Here is a 15,405-nt window from a genome sequence, read left to right as displayed (position 1 = left end):
TTCTTACTTTTTTAGTGTGCTTTATTTTTATTTTTTAATATTTTTTTAATATGATTAATAAATTTTTTATCACAAGCATCGTGATTTCCTAAGTTTCTAATATGCAAACACCAACGACATATTTTATAATCTATCGTTTCTTTCAAAATTAAAACCCCTTTTCATCGCAAGAATTACAGATTCCAACTGTATTTTTATTGCCAACGATATAGCTTTCGTTGTCGCATTCAATACAAAATATTACTGCCAAAAGAAAACACCCCCTAAAAGTTTGTAGAAAACAAAATCTTGTCATATGTATATGGTTTCTACAACCTTATCAAAAGTATGTAATATACCACATACTTATGACAAGTACAAGAAGTTTTTAAAAGGGGTGGATTTATTTTTTATTTAAAATTTTTATAAATAACGATAAATTATAAGAAAATTTTTAAAAACAGTTTATAATTAAATTTCAAGGTAAAAAGATTGTAAATTTTTTCTTGGTAGAGAGGTTGTTGCTTATTGAATAAATTTTATTATTAATTACTAAAAATTTACGAATAAGGAAATTAATTAATATGAAAAAATTACTATCAATCTTAGGAACAATAACAATAGCAGGAAGCGGAACCGCAGGACTTGTTGGCAATGCTCCAACTCCGATAAAAAATGAAATTAATTATACACAAATAAATAATTTAGAAAATTTAAAAAGAAATAAAAGAGATTTCTATGCAAAAGAGCAAATTGAATTTTTTAATAATAACTTTTTTTATAAATTTAATATTAACTATGACAGCGGAGAAAAAAGACATAGTAGTGGTGGTGGCTTTCAACATAATGAAGGTGCTGATATTAAAGTTTTAATAGATGATTGAACTAAGTATGCAAAAAATTGAGAAGAATTTCAACAAAAATTTCAGGAATTAGAATTCATTAATTTTAGGGCAGAAATGTTACTGAATGGAAAAAATTTAATTGAACGAAATTTAAAAATATCAACAAATCTAATAAAAGAATTTAGAAAAGAAAATATTTTTGATAACAAACATAATCACCCTCTTTTTTGAATTAGTTCAGCAAATACAAATATTGGTGGTTATAGTTTTAGTGATCAATATAAAGCTGTTAAACATATATTTAATGAATATTATAATACCGGTGGTGGTTTATTTGGTTCTGGGGGTGGTGTAGAACTTGCAATCAGAATATACCGTGAAAATAATAAAATAATGATTCAAAATTGTTATTATGTAGGTTCAGATTCATTTAAAAGTCCTTGAGTAAAACTTAAATATGATTCAATTCGTCTTGTAGGCGATATTGATATAAATCCTTTATTTTCGTTAACAGTTGAAAAAGCAAAACAATTTGATATTTGAGCTAATAGCGAAGAAAAAACTTTAAAATTAAAAAGAGAAGATAAAAATTATAATCAAAATATTTTGATTAGTGAAGAAGAAAAATTTAAAAATGAATTTAAATTATGACTATTACAGATAAGACATGACTATATTCAAGATTTAATCAATATAAATCAAAATAATGAAATAATCAATCTTAAATCAGAAATAGATGATATAAAATCAAGATTAGATAAATTAGAGAAACCAAAAACATGTTTAGATAATATTTTTGATTCATTTAAAAAAAATACACTTTCAAATGCTCCTGGTGATGCTTGAAAGAAAATAAAAGAAAATAGTGATTCTCCTTTAAAAATTATTATTAATAAATCCGGAAAAGCTTTTATTACCGGATTACTTACAGGTATGGCTAAAGGTTCTGCTCTTGGTATAATTAGTTGTGTTGCTGATTTTATTTTGTCTTAGAATATTTTAGAAAATAAGATAAAATAAGTATATATTTTAAGATAAGAGCTATATATCTATAAAAATTATCCTAGTAATGTAAAAGTAATTCTATAACAGAAGATACAGCAATTCTAGATACTAAAAATAAACCTTTTAAAATTTAGTAAAATGAATGGAAATTAATTTATTTCCATTTTTAATTAAGTTAATAAACAGAATTATATAAAAAATAGAAAAAATAAATATGAAAAATATATTAGGTATTTTAAAAGCATCACTTTAATTTATAATTGAAACAATAAGTTAAATACTTTATAAAAATTATTTTGTTAAAAGTTTTTGTAATGTTTGAAAAGGAGTTTTAGAATTTAAAGATAAGTGGTGGCGTTCAAAATTATAAAAGTAATAATATTGATTTAAATAATGTTGAAGTTCATTTTGATTCAGTTTTTTACCCTTGGCATAAAATAATTTAGTATAATGTTGATGGAATCGTTCAATCTTTCCGTTGCTCTGAGGAGAGCGGATTGGTGTCGTCTCGTGAATGATTCCATTTTTTGAAAGAAAGGTTGTAAAAGACTTTTCTTTTACTTTGTATGCTTTTTTATTACTTCAGTTAGTAGTAGTGAATTCTGGTGCATTATCAGTACGAAGGCGTTTGATTGTTATGCCAAGTTCGCCGAAATCTTTCATTGCTCTTTGCGCGGCATTAAGGGCATTGTTAGTTCCTAAACTATCATAAACATAGCCAAATACTATGCGTGTCATTTCGTCAATGAAATCATAAATATAATATTTTTTATCAACCGGAAAATTTGATGTGGTAATAATTTTGGCATCCATTTGTAAAAGACCAATCTCGGAGACTTCATAACGCTTAAAATGGCGTTTTGTTTGTTTGATTTGCTGTTTTAATTCTTTTCAACGAGGGTCAGATTTAATTCAACGGTAAAAAGTTTTGATATTTTTCGGAATTTTTGAATTTTTAATATCGTGAGAACCGATTTTTAAATTATTAAATAAAGACCACATTCCACCGGCTTGAAGATTTTTGTAATCAAAATATAAATCGCATATTTTTTCACGAGAATTTAAACTATATTGATAATTAAGATTTTGTGGTTTTGTAGTTTTAAACAATAATAAATCTAAATTGTCCGAATAATAAGCGGTCATAATTTTTTGTGCCCAACGATAAAAGGTTTTCGCTGCATTCTTAAAATATTTTTTAATAAGTTTTGTTAAAGTAGTTTCTTCAATATAAAAATAAGTACATAAATTTAAATATGCAGTAATGCGTTTTTTAGTTTTATAGTAATAAGGATTACGGCAATTAGCACTTAGTCAACTTTGTGCTTTTGCTTTTAAATCTGCTAAATCTGCTTGGGAAATAATATATTTCATTTTTAAACTCCTTAAATTAAGAAAACCGTAGTACAAAAAATACGATTTTCAAGAATGATTATTAAATTACTAAATTAATGAGGCATTTCTGCTGAGAAAAAGATTAAGGAATAAGGACTTAAATTTCTTAATTTAATTACAATATCAACTACTTTTGGAATAGTATAAATTTTTTTACTATCAATAGATTGAAAGGTTCCATATTTTTGAAAAAAATCTTTTATAAGTAGAAAAGCCTGACTATCCATAAAAAAAGGTAAACGATTAGGATAATTTTTATTTTGATTTTTAACATCATTAGGTAATTCAATATCAAATTTAGATAAATCAAAATAAACACCAGAATCAACAACAAGAGTGATGTTTAATAAACTAGAAAATTTCAATTCACAACTGTTATTGCAAATATTATCTTTTTTTGATTTAGAAACATCTGCTTTACTACAACCAAAAATAAACATTACACATATTAAATTTAAAGCTGATAAAAATTTTCTCATAAAGAAAAATCCTCCTTTCAAAGGAATTATATTATATAAAAATATTGGCAATATTTAAGAGAACTTTTTTAATATCATTAGTAAGATTGCTAGTGGAACTACAAATTCAAATAACATCTGAAATGCCGGAATAACTTCAAACACTGGAAAGGCAGTTTTGGTAAAGTTAATTGTTGTTTTGGCAATATCTGCAATGGGGCGAATTAAAAGATTAATCCCAGAAAGGCCAAGCAATCAATTCAACATACTAACAGAAGCGTGCTGAATGCCACAGGATATTGCACTAAATAAACCCCAATAAGAACAGTTGGGCGTCGGAATTAAGTCATTCATATTACCGCTTATTCCACCCCCAATAAAAGCCGTTGAATTCAAAATGTTAAAATCGTATAAAGAATAATGATATTCAGTGTTTTCACTTTTCTTTTTATATAGTGGAAAAGTTAGCGTAAAAATATTAATCCCATACATTACATCAACTTTAGCATTATAAAAATGCAGTTTATTACTAGTAGCGTTTCATAATTGGTTATCATATGCTTTTAACACATTAAAATCTATTTGATAAGAACTTTTACCAGTATTAAAACCATTGGTAATTTGTTTATCTTTAACAAAGAAATAAGAACGAAAAATCATATTCTTACTATTTTCAATTGTTGAACCAAAGTTAATTAAATACTGTTTGGGATAAAAAGTAATTAAGGAACGATAGAAAAAACCCATTTGTAAAACATTTTTAGGAATTTGTTGCATCCCTTTGTAATCTAATTCTACATAAGTAGAGGCATCTGTATCAAAACTCGCATAAAAGAATTGTACAAAAAACTCACCTAAAATTTTATAAATTTTGTTAAATAAACCGTTAATAAAATCAATAGTTAAATCTTTTTGATAATAAAGTATAAAATCTTTAAAATCAGCCTTTAATTTGTCATCATAGCGTAAAAAATGGAAAGTATTACCATAATAATTAATTTGTCCGAAAAAGGTGTTGATAAAATCTCTTCCAAAACTTGTTTGCGAGCCAGATTTTCAAAGTGAGTTACCATTTTCTAAAATCTCATTATAACCCCTAATGCTACCATGTTCAGTTTTTATAGTAATAACATCACCAAAACTAGAAAAGGAAAGTTCTCTAAAAATAACTTCTTCAATGAAACCTGGTGGATATGAATTTTCGCGACTTAAACTAAATTTACTATTCTGTTTAAAGCCATTTAACTTAATTGATATTTCATTCATATATTTAAAATTATCATCAAAGAAATTAAAAATGGGTACTCAATATAAATAACTATAATTAAATTTATCAAAATCTCGGCGTTGTATCATTAAATAATCAAGTTTATCTTGAAACTGATTATACTGATATTCACCATCATTTTTAGTTATTTCGGTTGGTAATGGTTGTTCGTTATCTTTTTCTGATTGTAGTGGCATTTCTGCTGAGAAAAAGATTAAGGAATAAGGACTTAAATTTCTTAATTTAATTACAATATCAACTACTTTTGGAATAGTATAAATTTTTTTACTATCAATAGATTGAAAGGTTCCATATTTTTGAAAAAAATCTTTTATAAGTAGAAAAACCTGACTATCCATAAAAAAAGGTAAACGATTAGGATAATTTTTATTTTGATTTTTAACATCATTAGGTAATTCAATATCAAATTTAGATAAATCAAAATAAACACCAGAATCAACAACAAGAGTAATGTTTAATAAACTAGCAAATTGTAATTCACAACTATTACCACATTGACTAGTATTAGTTGCTCGTTTTTCTCGCTTCATAAAGGATTGTTCCATATTAGGTTTTGGTGGTTGTTTTATATCAAAGAAGGCACCTAGAGGAACTAAACCAATAAAAGCGATAATTAATCACAACATAAATTTATACATATCTATTTGTCCTTTCTTCTATGTTTAACTTCTTAAAATAAGGTATATTGTTGATAAAATACAAATCGTTCCTAAAATTTGGAAAATTGGATGTTGAGAAAATAATCTTATCATTGGTTTAAATAGTTCTAAAATTTTAATATTACTTGATAGAACTTTATTAAAATATTCTAAACCCTCACGCACATAGGCTCATAAACCTAAAAAGTCGTTTAAAGCAAAAATAGAAAAAACAGCAACAAGAATAAATAATATTATTAATTTAAACATTTTCTAAAACCTACCTTTTTATTCGCCGTCCGTGTTGGTTAGCTCACGGTCTATTTTTAGAACTATTACCACTAAATTTCTTAATTGGACCACTAGATGATTTTTTCTTAGCTCCTCAATTAGCGACTGATTTTCGATATTTTTTACGAAAACCAACTTTTGGTCGTTCAATATGAATACCTAAAATGCCACCAATTACAAGATTTATCACAAGAATAATTAGCGGAAAAATAATAATACGAATATCTGTTCCGGGAATGGTTAAAGTTCAAATTAAATCAAAAACTTTATAAAACATATCGCCAATCAAACTAGCCATTTTTTCTAAGTTTTCCATTTTTTAAACTCCTTTACTTGTTTTTCTTATTCAGATTATTTTTTAACTTAGTAAGTATCTTGCTGAATTTTTCCATTTTTAAATATTCTAATGCTTCAATATCCATTACATTATCATTTCAAAATTTATGCTGATAATTATCATTCAAAGCACGATTACTTAATTCACGCAAGAATGATAAATATTTATTATCGTAAAGATTTAAAATTGACATCGGAATTTTCAATTTAAAGAAATAAATGTCTAATTCCGGAATACTACGATATTTGATTTTGCGACCTTTTTTATCATTTTTTGCATTAATTAGCGTTAATCGTCATTGTTCGTATTCGCTTACCGATTTAAAAGTGCCATAAATAACTTGTAAATAGGGTCGGAAAATACTAACTGGTTTTTTTCTAATGCCAACAATTATTGAATTCGCAATATCACGAACTTTAACTCATATATGTTCAGCTCGTTGTCCGCTCGCTAATACGATATGGGTAAATTGTCGAGCCGAAGCAAAATATTCTTGTAAACCCTGGGTTACTCTATCATTTTCTTTATAGTCAGTACCTTCAAGAAATAAATTAGTTTCATCTCAAAGTAATAATGATTTTTCATCTAAAATTGGATAATTATAATCCAATAAAGACATATGGCCTAATGAAAGCATTTGTTTATTGGTAATTGGAAAAGTAGAAATCGTTTTTCAACCACTTAATAAGTAAGAAGCTAAAACCATTAAAGCGGTTTTTCCAGTCCCTAAAGCACCAATTACTAAATTTAAGGGTGAATTTAATAAGAAATTAATAAAACTTCGACGAGCAAAGAAATGAGAAATTTTAGTATATAAAACATACAAAGCAATTAATAAATAAATAATATCAAATAACATTCGTCAACTTTGGGGATTATAATAATGCAAAATCGCACCATAAAATCACGCAATAATAAATAAAGTGCGATTTAAAGCAACAAAATCATATAATCTTAAATTTATTTTCTTAAACAATAGCATCACTTAAATCACACTTTCTTTATTTTTATTATTATCTGCCGGGCATTAATTTTTCAAACATTTTGAAAGCGATTAAAAATAAACCAATAATCACCCCAAGCAAGAAAACTCAATATGTAGCAAAGAAATTAACAACATTTGGCATATTACCACCAATAATATCGGTTCAAATATTACCAAACGCTTTAATTAATGCTTTTCATAAGTTAGTAACGGCTTGTTCTCCCGTAACGGCGACTGGCGTAATTACTTCTGTTAAGAAAGTTCTAAACATATAATCACCCCCTTTCTAAACAAAATATGATTTAACCTTATAAAATAAAATAACCATAAATAAGACAATGAATACTAATACCATTCAAAACGCAATATTTGCTATTAAAAGTCAAAGTAGTTCTTGGGTTAAATCAATTTCTTTTCCAGAAACTCACGCCGGAATAACTTTAATTTGAATAAATAAATCTCAAAAATACAATTTTGTCATTTCTCAATCTAAATCTTTTCAAGCAACTAAAAACATAATAATTACCGTTTAAAAGGTCAAAAGAGTAGAAAAATAATTGCCGAAAATAGCATTACAATTATTAAAATTGAAAACAAAAATACAACTTGGGGTGGTAAATCGGCAGTTGGATAAATTAATTCAATTAACTCAATAATTATTTTTTTAAACATTTTCTAAACCTACTTTTTAATTTCTTTTTCATCTTGTTCTAATAAATTTCGCTTAAACTTTGCAATAAATATTCGTTGTGCATAAGTAAAATCTTTTGGCAACTGCTTTGCTTCACTACCGTATTTCTTTTTATCTTTTAAAAACCGATAAATATTAACCGCAATATAGTATGCTAGTAATAATGTTAAAATCGTAAAGAACACTAACCCAAATATACTCATCTTTCTTTTCTCCTTAATTTTTTAATTTTTAATTCTTATTTTAAATTGCAATTTTTCTTTCATTTTTTAACTCCTAATGTTTCATTTTTCTTAGTTGATTTCTAAATCTTAAACTTTCTAATGAAGCATAATTTGCACTTTCAAAGTCTATATAATTAATATTTTTAAATTCATAGATTGCTCCGCACATTTTGGTTTTAAAGTTATTAACTGTTGATTTTAAGTATTTTACAAATTCAGAATTTACAGTTCGTTTAACAATATTATTCAAAGTATCGGTAAATACTTGTTTTCTAGTAATGGGATTTTGACAGTTATATGAGAATTGATAAGCCTTGATATTTAAGTCATACTGGTTTAATGACTTTTCGTGCAGGACATTTTTAGTTATATATTTAGAGCAATATTTTACAACCATTTCATTAGTGTTTTCACGAACTCTAATATTTTTATTAATTCCGTAAGGTCAAAATTGTAAAATAATTTTATGAGGTATTTTTTCGGTAATTAAAATATGAAAATGAATAACGCCTCGTTTCTGATATTCATAGGTATACAAGTACTTAATATTTTTATTTTTAACTTTAAATCAGTATTTTAATTTTTTAAAAAATTTATTTAAATCACGCTTACATTTTCTAATATCAAATTCATTAACATCAGCATAAGTAAGCGTTAAGAATGTAAGTTTTTTACAGTCTCAAAAATTATGATATGCTTTCCGAATAACATTAGATTTTGCACGAATATTGCTATTAAGCATTTTTGTATCACAATTACCCTTATTTTTAACTCCGTTAGCATTACGAGTATTTGCTTTGATGCGTTCTAAAGGCATAACAATATTGCGAATATATTGACCGTAATAAATCGTTTTCATATAAAAATCAGTCGGATTTTGAGGTTGTAAATTCATATTTTATGCTCCAGTTTTAGATTTTCGCCAGTTGTGTTATTTAATCAAGTAATAGTCGGCTTCGCCGACTACCCGCTAAGCGGGCGGAGCATACGCTTTCCGCACCGCTTCGCAGACCGAAGTGATTATCAATTAACTGGACAAGTTTTTTTGATTTTTTTCTAATTCAATTTTTTGCAAATTAACTATTTTGGGGTTTTTATCAAAAGTTAATTCGCAACTAAAAAATGATTTAACATTTTCTTTTAACAATTTATAAATTTCTTGTTGTTCTAAATTATTATCATCAATTCATAAGGCTTTTTGTTCGCCGGTAGGCTCAAATAAGTCATTTTCATAACGCAAAAATTCGGCAGAATATCCTGACATCGTAGAGCCATCTTTATTTTTAAATATTTTTCTTTTTATACTAACTAATTTAACTTTAAACATTATTTTTTAAATTCCTTTTATTTTTCTTTTAATTTTGATTTTTTTTAATACAAAACGAATTAAACAGTTCACTATTTGTGTTATGGTTACTCATACTAATGAATAACCTATAATCATTAACCTACCAATTGCTCCAAAATTTTTAATAAATTGTTGCAAATTTTCAATATCTGTATGTAATAATAAAACTATACTTAAAGATATGAATATAATGTAATTAAGTATTATTCATCAATATTTTTTTATAAATTTATTTACAGTTTTCATTTTCTTTTTTTATCCTTTTATTATTTTTAAAATTAGGAGGTTTTATATGTATTTATTAGATAAATTAGAAGATATTTCAGATAAGATAATTTGCTTTTTAGAAGTTAATCTTAATTATTTAGGCATAACTATTTGAATAGGTTGAATTTTACAAGGAGTTGCTTATTTTTGAACTCCGGATAAAGATAATTCATTTGGACAAGCATTATATGCTATGGTTTGATTTTTTAATTGAAATTTAAAATTTCAAGATTTAAAATGAGTTTATTTATTTAAAGAAGAAGGTTGATTTGTAGTTCAATTTATTATTGGTATTGTTTGAATTCTATATTTAATTTTTTATAGGTTTAAAAAATAAATTTCTTACTTTTTTAGTGTGCTTTATTTTTATTTTTTAATATTTTTTTAATATGATTAATAAATTTTTTATCACAAGCATCGTGATTTCCTAAGTTTCTAATATGCAAACACCAACGACATATTTTATAATCTATCGTTTCTTTCAAAATTAAAACCCCTTTTCATCGCAAGAATTACAGATTCCAACTGTATTTTTATTGCCAACGATATAGCTTTCGTTGTCGCATTCAATACAAAATATTACTGCCAAAAGAAAACACCCCCTAAAAGTTTGTAGAAAACAAAATCTTGTCATATGTATATGGTTTCTACAACCTTATCAAAAGTATGTAATATACCACAGACTTATGACAAGTACAAGAAGTTTTTTAAAAAAGGGATGATAAATTATCAAATAATGCAAGAAATTTTTTAAAATGGCTTATAATTAGATGCCAAGGCAATGAGATTGTAGATTAATTTTTGGAGAAAGGTAAAGGTAAAGGTGTTATAAATTTTATTAATTAGTAAAAATTCACGAAAGGAATTTGATTAACTATGAAAAAATTACTAGGAATTATAGGAACAATAACAATAGCAGGAAGTGGAATGACAGGTATTGTTGGCAATGCCCCAAGAAAAATAGAACAATCTTTTATGAAACGAGAAAAACGAGCAACAAGTCCTTATTTAGTAGAAGCTAATAATGATATAATAGTAAAATATGATTATTATTATGGCAGAACTGGAGATGCTAGTTGAAGTTATACTTTAAGGTTTAATGATAAGAAAACATTAAATATAGTAGATTTTACTAAATATGCTTCTGATTGAAATTCATTTATAGAAAAATATCCTTACATTATAATTAACACTTATGGAGAAGAAAATTCACCAGAAACTTTTGGTAATGTAGGGAAAGATAAATTTGGAGATATTAAAATTAATTTAAATAATGTTGATATAAATCATAACAATAGTAGTGATAAAGCATATTGAAGAACTTTAGTTAAAGCAAATCAATATTGATTTGCTTCATATGATGTTGATTGTGATATTGAAATAGGATTATGAATTGAAAATAATAAAGAATTAAAATTAAATATTTATGTTTATAGTTATCTTTATAGTGCTGGAGCCACTAATAGACACTTAACAACTGTTTTAGGAATAAATTTTGCTAAAATTGTAAATAATTAAAATTAAAAAAATCTTTTAATTCTAGAAATATTTAATTTAATAGCGATTGTAACAATAAGTTAAATATTTTATAAAAAATAATTATTCAAACTTCTAGAAACTACTTTGTTAAAAATTTTTGCAATGTTTGAAAAGGCGTTTTACTGTTTAAAGATGAATGATGGCGTTCAAAATTATAAAAGTAATAATATTTGTTTAAATAATGTTGAAGTTCGTTTTGATTTAATTTTTTATCCTTAGCATAAAATAATTTGGTATAATGTTGATGGAATCGTTCAATCTTTCCGTTGCTCTGAGGAGAACGGATTGGTGTGGTTTCGTGGACAATTCCGTTCCTCGAAAGAAAGGTTGTAAAAGGCCTTTCTTTTACTTTATATGCTTTTTTATTGCTTCAATTAGTAGTGGTAAATTCCGGAGCATTATCAGTACGAAGGCGTTTAATTGTTATGCCAAGTTCGCTAAAATCTTTCATTGCTCTTTGCATGGCATTAAGGGCATTGTTAGTTCCTAAACTATCGTAAACATAACCAAATACTATGCGTGTCATTTCGTCAATGAAATCATAAATGTAATATTTTTTATCAACCGGAAAATTTGATGTGGTAATTATTTTGGCATCCATTTGTAAAAGACCAATCTCATAAACTTCATAACGCTTAAAATGGCGTTTTGTTTGTTTGATTTGTTGTTTTAATTCTTTTCAACGAGAGTCAGATTTAATTCAGCGATAAAAAGTTTTAATATTTTTCGGAATTTCTAATTTTTTAATATCGTGAAAATCCATTTTTAAATTGTTAAATAAAGACCAGATTCCGCCAGCTTGAAGATTTTTATAATCAAAATATAAATCACATACTTTTTTGCGAGAATTTAAACTATATTGATAATTAAGATTTTGTGGTTTTGTGGTTTTAAACAATAACAAATCTAAATTGTCAGAATAATAAGCGGTCATAATTTTTTCTGCCCAACGATAAAAGGTTTTCGTTGCATTCTTAAAATATTTTTTAATAAGTTTTGTTAAAGTTGTCTCTTCAATATAGAAATAAGTACATAAATTTAAATAAGCCGTAATGCGTTTTTTAGTTTTATAGTAATAAGGATTACGGCAATTAGCACTTAGTCAACTTTGGATTTTTGCTTTTAAATCTGCTAAATCAGCTTGGGAAATAATATATTTCATTTTTTTAAACTCCTTAAATTAAGAAAACCGTATTACAAAAAATACGATTTTCAAGAATGGTTATTAAATTACTAAATTAATGAGGTAATTCGGCAGAAAATGAGGTAATTATATAACCAGCACGCCTATCACTCCTGTCTAAAGCTGAAGCTTTTACAATTGTAATTTTTACATTAACAATTTTATCAATATAATATTTATCATATTCGCCATTAACATTAACAATTTTAGTCATATTTTTTTTATAAAAATTAAAAACATAACCAGACATATTACCGCCTTCAGGAATTGTAAGAGCAGAAACATCTTGAGGCAAATCATCTAATTTATCATCAGTATTTCAAACAAAACCAAGAGCCAGCCATTTAAAAACATAACTATTTTGAATACTAGCAAATTTTAAATCATATTTATTTAAAATATTACTATTTTTACTACATCCCGAAATAAAAATTATACATACTAAATTTAAAGCTGATAAAAATTTTTGCATAAAGAAAAATCCTCCTTTCAAAGGAATTATATTATAAAAAATATTGGCAATATTTAAGAGAACTTTTTTAATATCATTAATAAGATTGCTAACGGCACTACAAATTCAAATAACATCTGAAATGCCGGAATAACTTCAAACACTGGAAAGGCGGTTTTGGTAAAATTAATCGTTGTTTTGGCAATGTCAGCAAGAGGACGAATTAAAAGATTAATCCCAGAAAGACCAAGCAATCAATTCAACACACTAACAGAAGCGTGCTGAATACCACACGATATCGCACTAAATAAACCTCAATAAGAACAATTGGGTGTAGGAATTAAGTCATCCATATTACCACTTATGCCACCGCCAATAAAAGCTGTTGAATTCAAAATGTTAAAATCGTATAAAGAATAATGATATTCAGTGTTTTCACTTTTATTTTTATATAGTGGAAAAGTTAGCGTAAAAATATTAATCCCATACATTACATCGACTTTAGCATTATAAAAATGCAGTTTATTACTAGTAGCATTCCATAATTGGTTATCATATGCTTTTAACACATTAAAATTTATTTGATAAGAACTTTTACCAGTGTTAAAACCATTAGCAATTTGTTTATCTTTAACAAAAAAATAGGAACGAAAAATCATATTCTTACTATTTTCGATTGTTGAACCAAAGTTAATTAAGTACTGTTTGGGATAAAAAGTAATTAAGGAACGATAGAAAAAGCCCATTTGTAAAACATTTTTAGGAATTTGTTGCATTCCTTTGTAATCTAATTCTACATAAGTAGAAGCATCCATATCAAAACTTGCATAAAAGAATTGTACAAAAAACTCACCTAAAACTTTATAAAGTTTATTAAATAACGCATCAATAAAATCAATAGTTAAATCTTTTTGGTAATAAAGCATAAAATCTTTAAAATCAGTTTTTAATTTATCATCATAACGTAAAAAATGAAAGGTGTTACCATAATAATTAACTTGTCCAAAAAAGGTATTAATAAAATCTCCTCCAAAACTTGTTCGCGAGCCAGATTTTCAAAGCGATTTACCATTTTCTAAAAACTCATTACAACCCACAATGCTACCATGCTCAGTTTTTATAGTAATAACATCACCAAAACTAGAAAAGGAAAGTTCTCTAAAAATAACTTTTTCCATCATATCAGGTTTAGGATATGAATTTTTGCGACTTAAATTAAATTTACTATTTTGTTTAAAACCATTTAATTTAATTGAAATTTTATTCATATATTTAAAATTATCGTCAAAGAAATTAAAAATGGGGACTCAATATAGATAAGAGTAATTAAATTTATCAAAATCTCGGCGTTGTATCATCAAATAATCTAACTTATCTTGAAATTGATTATACTGGTATTCACCATCATTTTTAGTTATTGCTGTTGGTAATGGTTGTTCATTATCTTTTTCAGGTAAAGGAGGCATTTCGGCAGAAAATGAGGTAATTATATAACCAGCACGCCTATCATGTCTGTTCAAAGCTGAAGCTTTTACAATTGTAATTTTTACATTAACAATTTTATCAATATAATATTTATCATATTCGCGATTAACATTAACAATTTTAGTCATATTTTTTTTATAAAAATTAAAAACATAACCAGACATATTACCGCCTTCAGGAATTGTAAGAGCAGAAACATCTTGAGGCAAATCATCTAATTTATCATCAGTATTTCAAACAAAACCAAGAGCCGGCCATTTAAAAACATAACTATTTTTAATACTAGCAAACTCCAACTTACAGCTATTACCACATTGACTGGGATTGGTGGCTCGTTTTTCTCGTTTCATAAAGGATTGTTCCATATTAGGTTTTAGTGGTTGTTTTGTATCAAAGAAAGCACCTAGAGGGACTAAACCAATAAAAGCGATAACTAACCACGACATAAATTTATACATATCTATTTGTCCTTTCTTTTGCGTTTAATTTCTTAAAATAAAGTATATTGTTGATAAAATACCAATTGTTCCAATGATAATAAAAATTGGGTGTTGAGAAAATAACCTAATCATTGGTTTAAATAATTGTAAAAATTCACTGTTAGCCACAATAACTTTATTAAAATATTCCAACCCTTCATTTACAAAACGCCATAAACCAAGAAATTCATCAAAAGCAAAGATAGAAAAAACGGTAATTAAAAGAAAAATTATAACTAGTTTAAACATTATTTCTTACCTCACTCTTTAACAGATTTATTAGTTCTTGCCTTTCTATAGCTTTCTTTGGCTTGCATTCCAATACCTAAAATAGCAACAAAGACAAAGTTAACAATTAAAGAGATTAAAGGAATAATGATAATCCGAATTCCGGTGCCGGGAATAGTCATACTTCAAATTAAATCAAAAACTTTATAAATAATATCTGCAAAAAATGATGCCATCTTTTCTAGATTTGCCATAATTAAGTATCCTTTCTTAGATTAAAATAATATGA

The 15,405-nt window shown here is 26.0% G+C and carries 21 protein-coding genes; 3 read left to right on the top strand and 18 right to left on the bottom strand.

Translation table 4 applies throughout. The features are described from left to right. Positions 1-11 precede the first annotated feature (11 nt). Positions 12-146 (bottom strand): hypothetical protein, encoded by a 135-nt coding sequence (locus AACK97_RS04795; RefSeq protein ID WP_338966916.1) that lies wholly within the window; start codon positions 144-146, stop codon positions 12-14. Between the two features lie 417 nt (positions 147-563). On the opposite strand from AACK97_RS04795, the gene AACK97_RS04790 reads away from it, so the two are divergent. Then, positions 564-1,817 (top strand): hypothetical protein, encoded by a 1,254-nt coding sequence (locus tag AACK97_RS04790; RefSeq protein ID WP_338966971.1) that lies wholly within the window; start codon positions 564-566, stop codon positions 1,815-1,817. 303 nt (positions 1,818-2,120) lie between these two features. Here AACK97_RS04790 and AACK97_RS04785 read toward each other — a convergent pair whose 3' ends face one another. The 11 genes from AACK97_RS04785 to AACK97_RS04735 form a co-directional block, all read right to left on the bottom strand. Continuing rightward, positions 2,121-3,203, bottom strand: a complete 1,083-nt coding sequence (locus tag AACK97_RS04785) for a DDE-type integrase/transposase/recombinase (protein WP_338966968.1) — start codon at positions 3,201-3,203, stop codon at positions 2,121-2,123. Positions 3,204-3,277: 74 nt separating this feature from the next. Beyond that, positions 3,278-3,703: a hypothetical protein gene (locus tag AACK97_RS04780; RefSeq protein ID WP_338966965.1), complete on the bottom strand. Its 426-nt coding sequence runs from the start codon at positions 3,701-3,703 to the stop codon at positions 3,278-3,280. Between the two features lie 54 nt (positions 3,704-3,757). After that, entirely contained in the window at positions 3,758-5,608 is a 1,851-nt protein-coding gene (locus AACK97_RS04775; protein ID WP_338966962.1) for a hypothetical protein, read from the bottom strand. A gap of 24 nt (positions 5,609-5,632) precedes the next feature. Continuing rightward, positions 5,633-5,878, bottom strand: coding sequence for a hypothetical protein (locus AACK97_RS04770; RefSeq protein WP_338966959.1), 246 nt, complete (start codon positions 5,876-5,878; stop codon positions 5,633-5,635). Positions 5,879-5,888: 10 nt separating this feature from the next. Beyond that, positions 5,889-6,215, bottom strand: coding sequence for a hypothetical protein (locus tag AACK97_RS04765; RefSeq protein ID WP_338966957.1), 327 nt, complete (start codon positions 6,213-6,215; stop codon positions 5,889-5,891). A gap of 13 nt (positions 6,216-6,228) precedes the next feature. Next, positions 6,229-7,221: a hypothetical protein gene (locus AACK97_RS04760; RefSeq protein ID WP_338966955.1), complete on the bottom strand. Its 993-nt coding sequence runs from the start codon at positions 7,219-7,221 to the stop codon at positions 6,229-6,231. 28 nt (positions 7,222-7,249) lie between these two features. Next, on the bottom strand, positions 7,250-7,492 hold the full coding sequence (locus tag AACK97_RS04755; protein ID WP_338966953.1) for a hypothetical protein: 243 nt from the start codon (positions 7,490-7,492) through the stop codon (positions 7,250-7,252). A gap of 15 nt (positions 7,493-7,507) precedes the next feature. Beyond that, positions 7,508-7,738 (bottom strand): hypothetical protein, encoded by a 231-nt coding sequence (locus AACK97_RS04750; protein ID WP_338966950.1) that lies wholly within the window; start codon positions 7,736-7,738, stop codon positions 7,508-7,510. Positions 7,739-7,902: 164 nt separating this feature from the next. After that, the gene (locus AACK97_RS04745) at positions 7,903-8,115 is read right to left on the bottom strand and encodes a hypothetical protein (protein ID WP_338966947.1); all 213 of its coding nucleotides are present in this window, start codon (positions 8,113-8,115) and stop codon (positions 7,903-7,905) included. A gap of 73 nt (positions 8,116-8,188) precedes the next feature. Next, positions 8,189-9,031, bottom strand: a complete 843-nt coding sequence (locus tag AACK97_RS04740; protein WP_338966944.1) for a rolling circle replication-associated protein — start codon at positions 9,029-9,031, stop codon at positions 8,189-8,191. A gap of 132 nt (positions 9,032-9,163) precedes the next feature. Continuing rightward, entirely contained in the window at positions 9,164-9,463 is a 300-nt protein-coding gene (locus AACK97_RS04735) for a hypothetical protein (protein WP_338966919.1), read from the bottom strand. A gap of 313 nt (positions 9,464-9,776) precedes the next feature. Between AACK97_RS04735 and AACK97_RS04730 the strand changes: the two genes are divergently transcribed. Continuing rightward, complete coding sequence (locus AACK97_RS04730) at positions 9,777-10,088, top strand: hypothetical protein (protein ID WP_338966942.1); 312 nt, start codon at positions 9,777-9,779, stop codon at positions 10,086-10,088. 13 nt (positions 10,089-10,101) lie between these two features. Here the strand turns inward: AACK97_RS04730 and AACK97_RS04725 are convergent, their stop codons facing one another. Next, positions 10,102-10,236 (bottom strand): hypothetical protein, encoded by a 135-nt coding sequence (locus AACK97_RS04725; protein WP_338966916.1) that lies wholly within the window; start codon positions 10,234-10,236, stop codon positions 10,102-10,104. Positions 10,237-10,627: 391 nt separating this feature from the next. On the opposite strand from AACK97_RS04725, the gene AACK97_RS04720 reads away from it, so the two are divergent. Then, positions 10,628-11,269, top strand: coding sequence for a hypothetical protein (locus AACK97_RS04720; protein ID WP_338966940.1), 642 nt, complete (start codon positions 10,628-10,630; stop codon positions 11,267-11,269). Positions 11,270-11,369: 100 nt separating this feature from the next. Here the strand turns inward: AACK97_RS04720 and AACK97_RS04715 are convergent, their stop codons facing one another. The 5 genes from AACK97_RS04715 to AACK97_RS04695 form a co-directional block, all read right to left on the bottom strand. Further along, positions 11,370-12,452: a DDE-type integrase/transposase/recombinase gene (locus tag AACK97_RS04715; protein ID WP_338966938.1), complete on the bottom strand. Its 1,083-nt coding sequence runs from the start codon at positions 12,450-12,452 to the stop codon at positions 11,370-11,372. 76 nt (positions 12,453-12,528) lie between these two features. Next, a complete protein-coding gene (locus tag AACK97_RS04710; protein ID WP_338966936.1) occupies positions 12,529-12,945 on the bottom strand; it encodes a hypothetical protein in 417 nt (138 codons plus the stop codon). Positions 12,946-12,998: 53 nt separating this feature from the next. Further along, a complete protein-coding gene (locus AACK97_RS04705; RefSeq protein ID WP_338966933.1) occupies positions 12,999-14,867 on the bottom strand; it encodes a hypothetical protein in 1,869 nt (622 codons plus the stop codon). Between the two features lie 24 nt (positions 14,868-14,891). After that, positions 14,892-15,137, bottom strand: coding sequence for a hypothetical protein (locus AACK97_RS04700; RefSeq protein WP_338966931.1), 246 nt, complete (start codon positions 15,135-15,137; stop codon positions 14,892-14,894). Further along, positions 15,137-15,370 (bottom strand): hypothetical protein, encoded by a 234-nt coding sequence (locus tag AACK97_RS04695; protein ID WP_338966929.1) that lies wholly within the window; start codon positions 15,368-15,370, stop codon positions 15,137-15,139. The genes AACK97_RS04700 and AACK97_RS04695 overlap by 1 nt, the downstream gene beginning before the upstream one ends. Positions 15,371-15,405: the final 35 nt, after the last annotated feature.

Source organism: Spiroplasma endosymbiont of Lonchoptera lutea (assembly GCF_964019715.1).
Classification (GTDB): domain Bacteria; phylum Bacillota_I; class Bacilli_A; order Mycoplasmatales; family Nriv7; genus Nriv7.
This window is presented reverse-complemented; position numbering and strand designations above follow the sequence as displayed.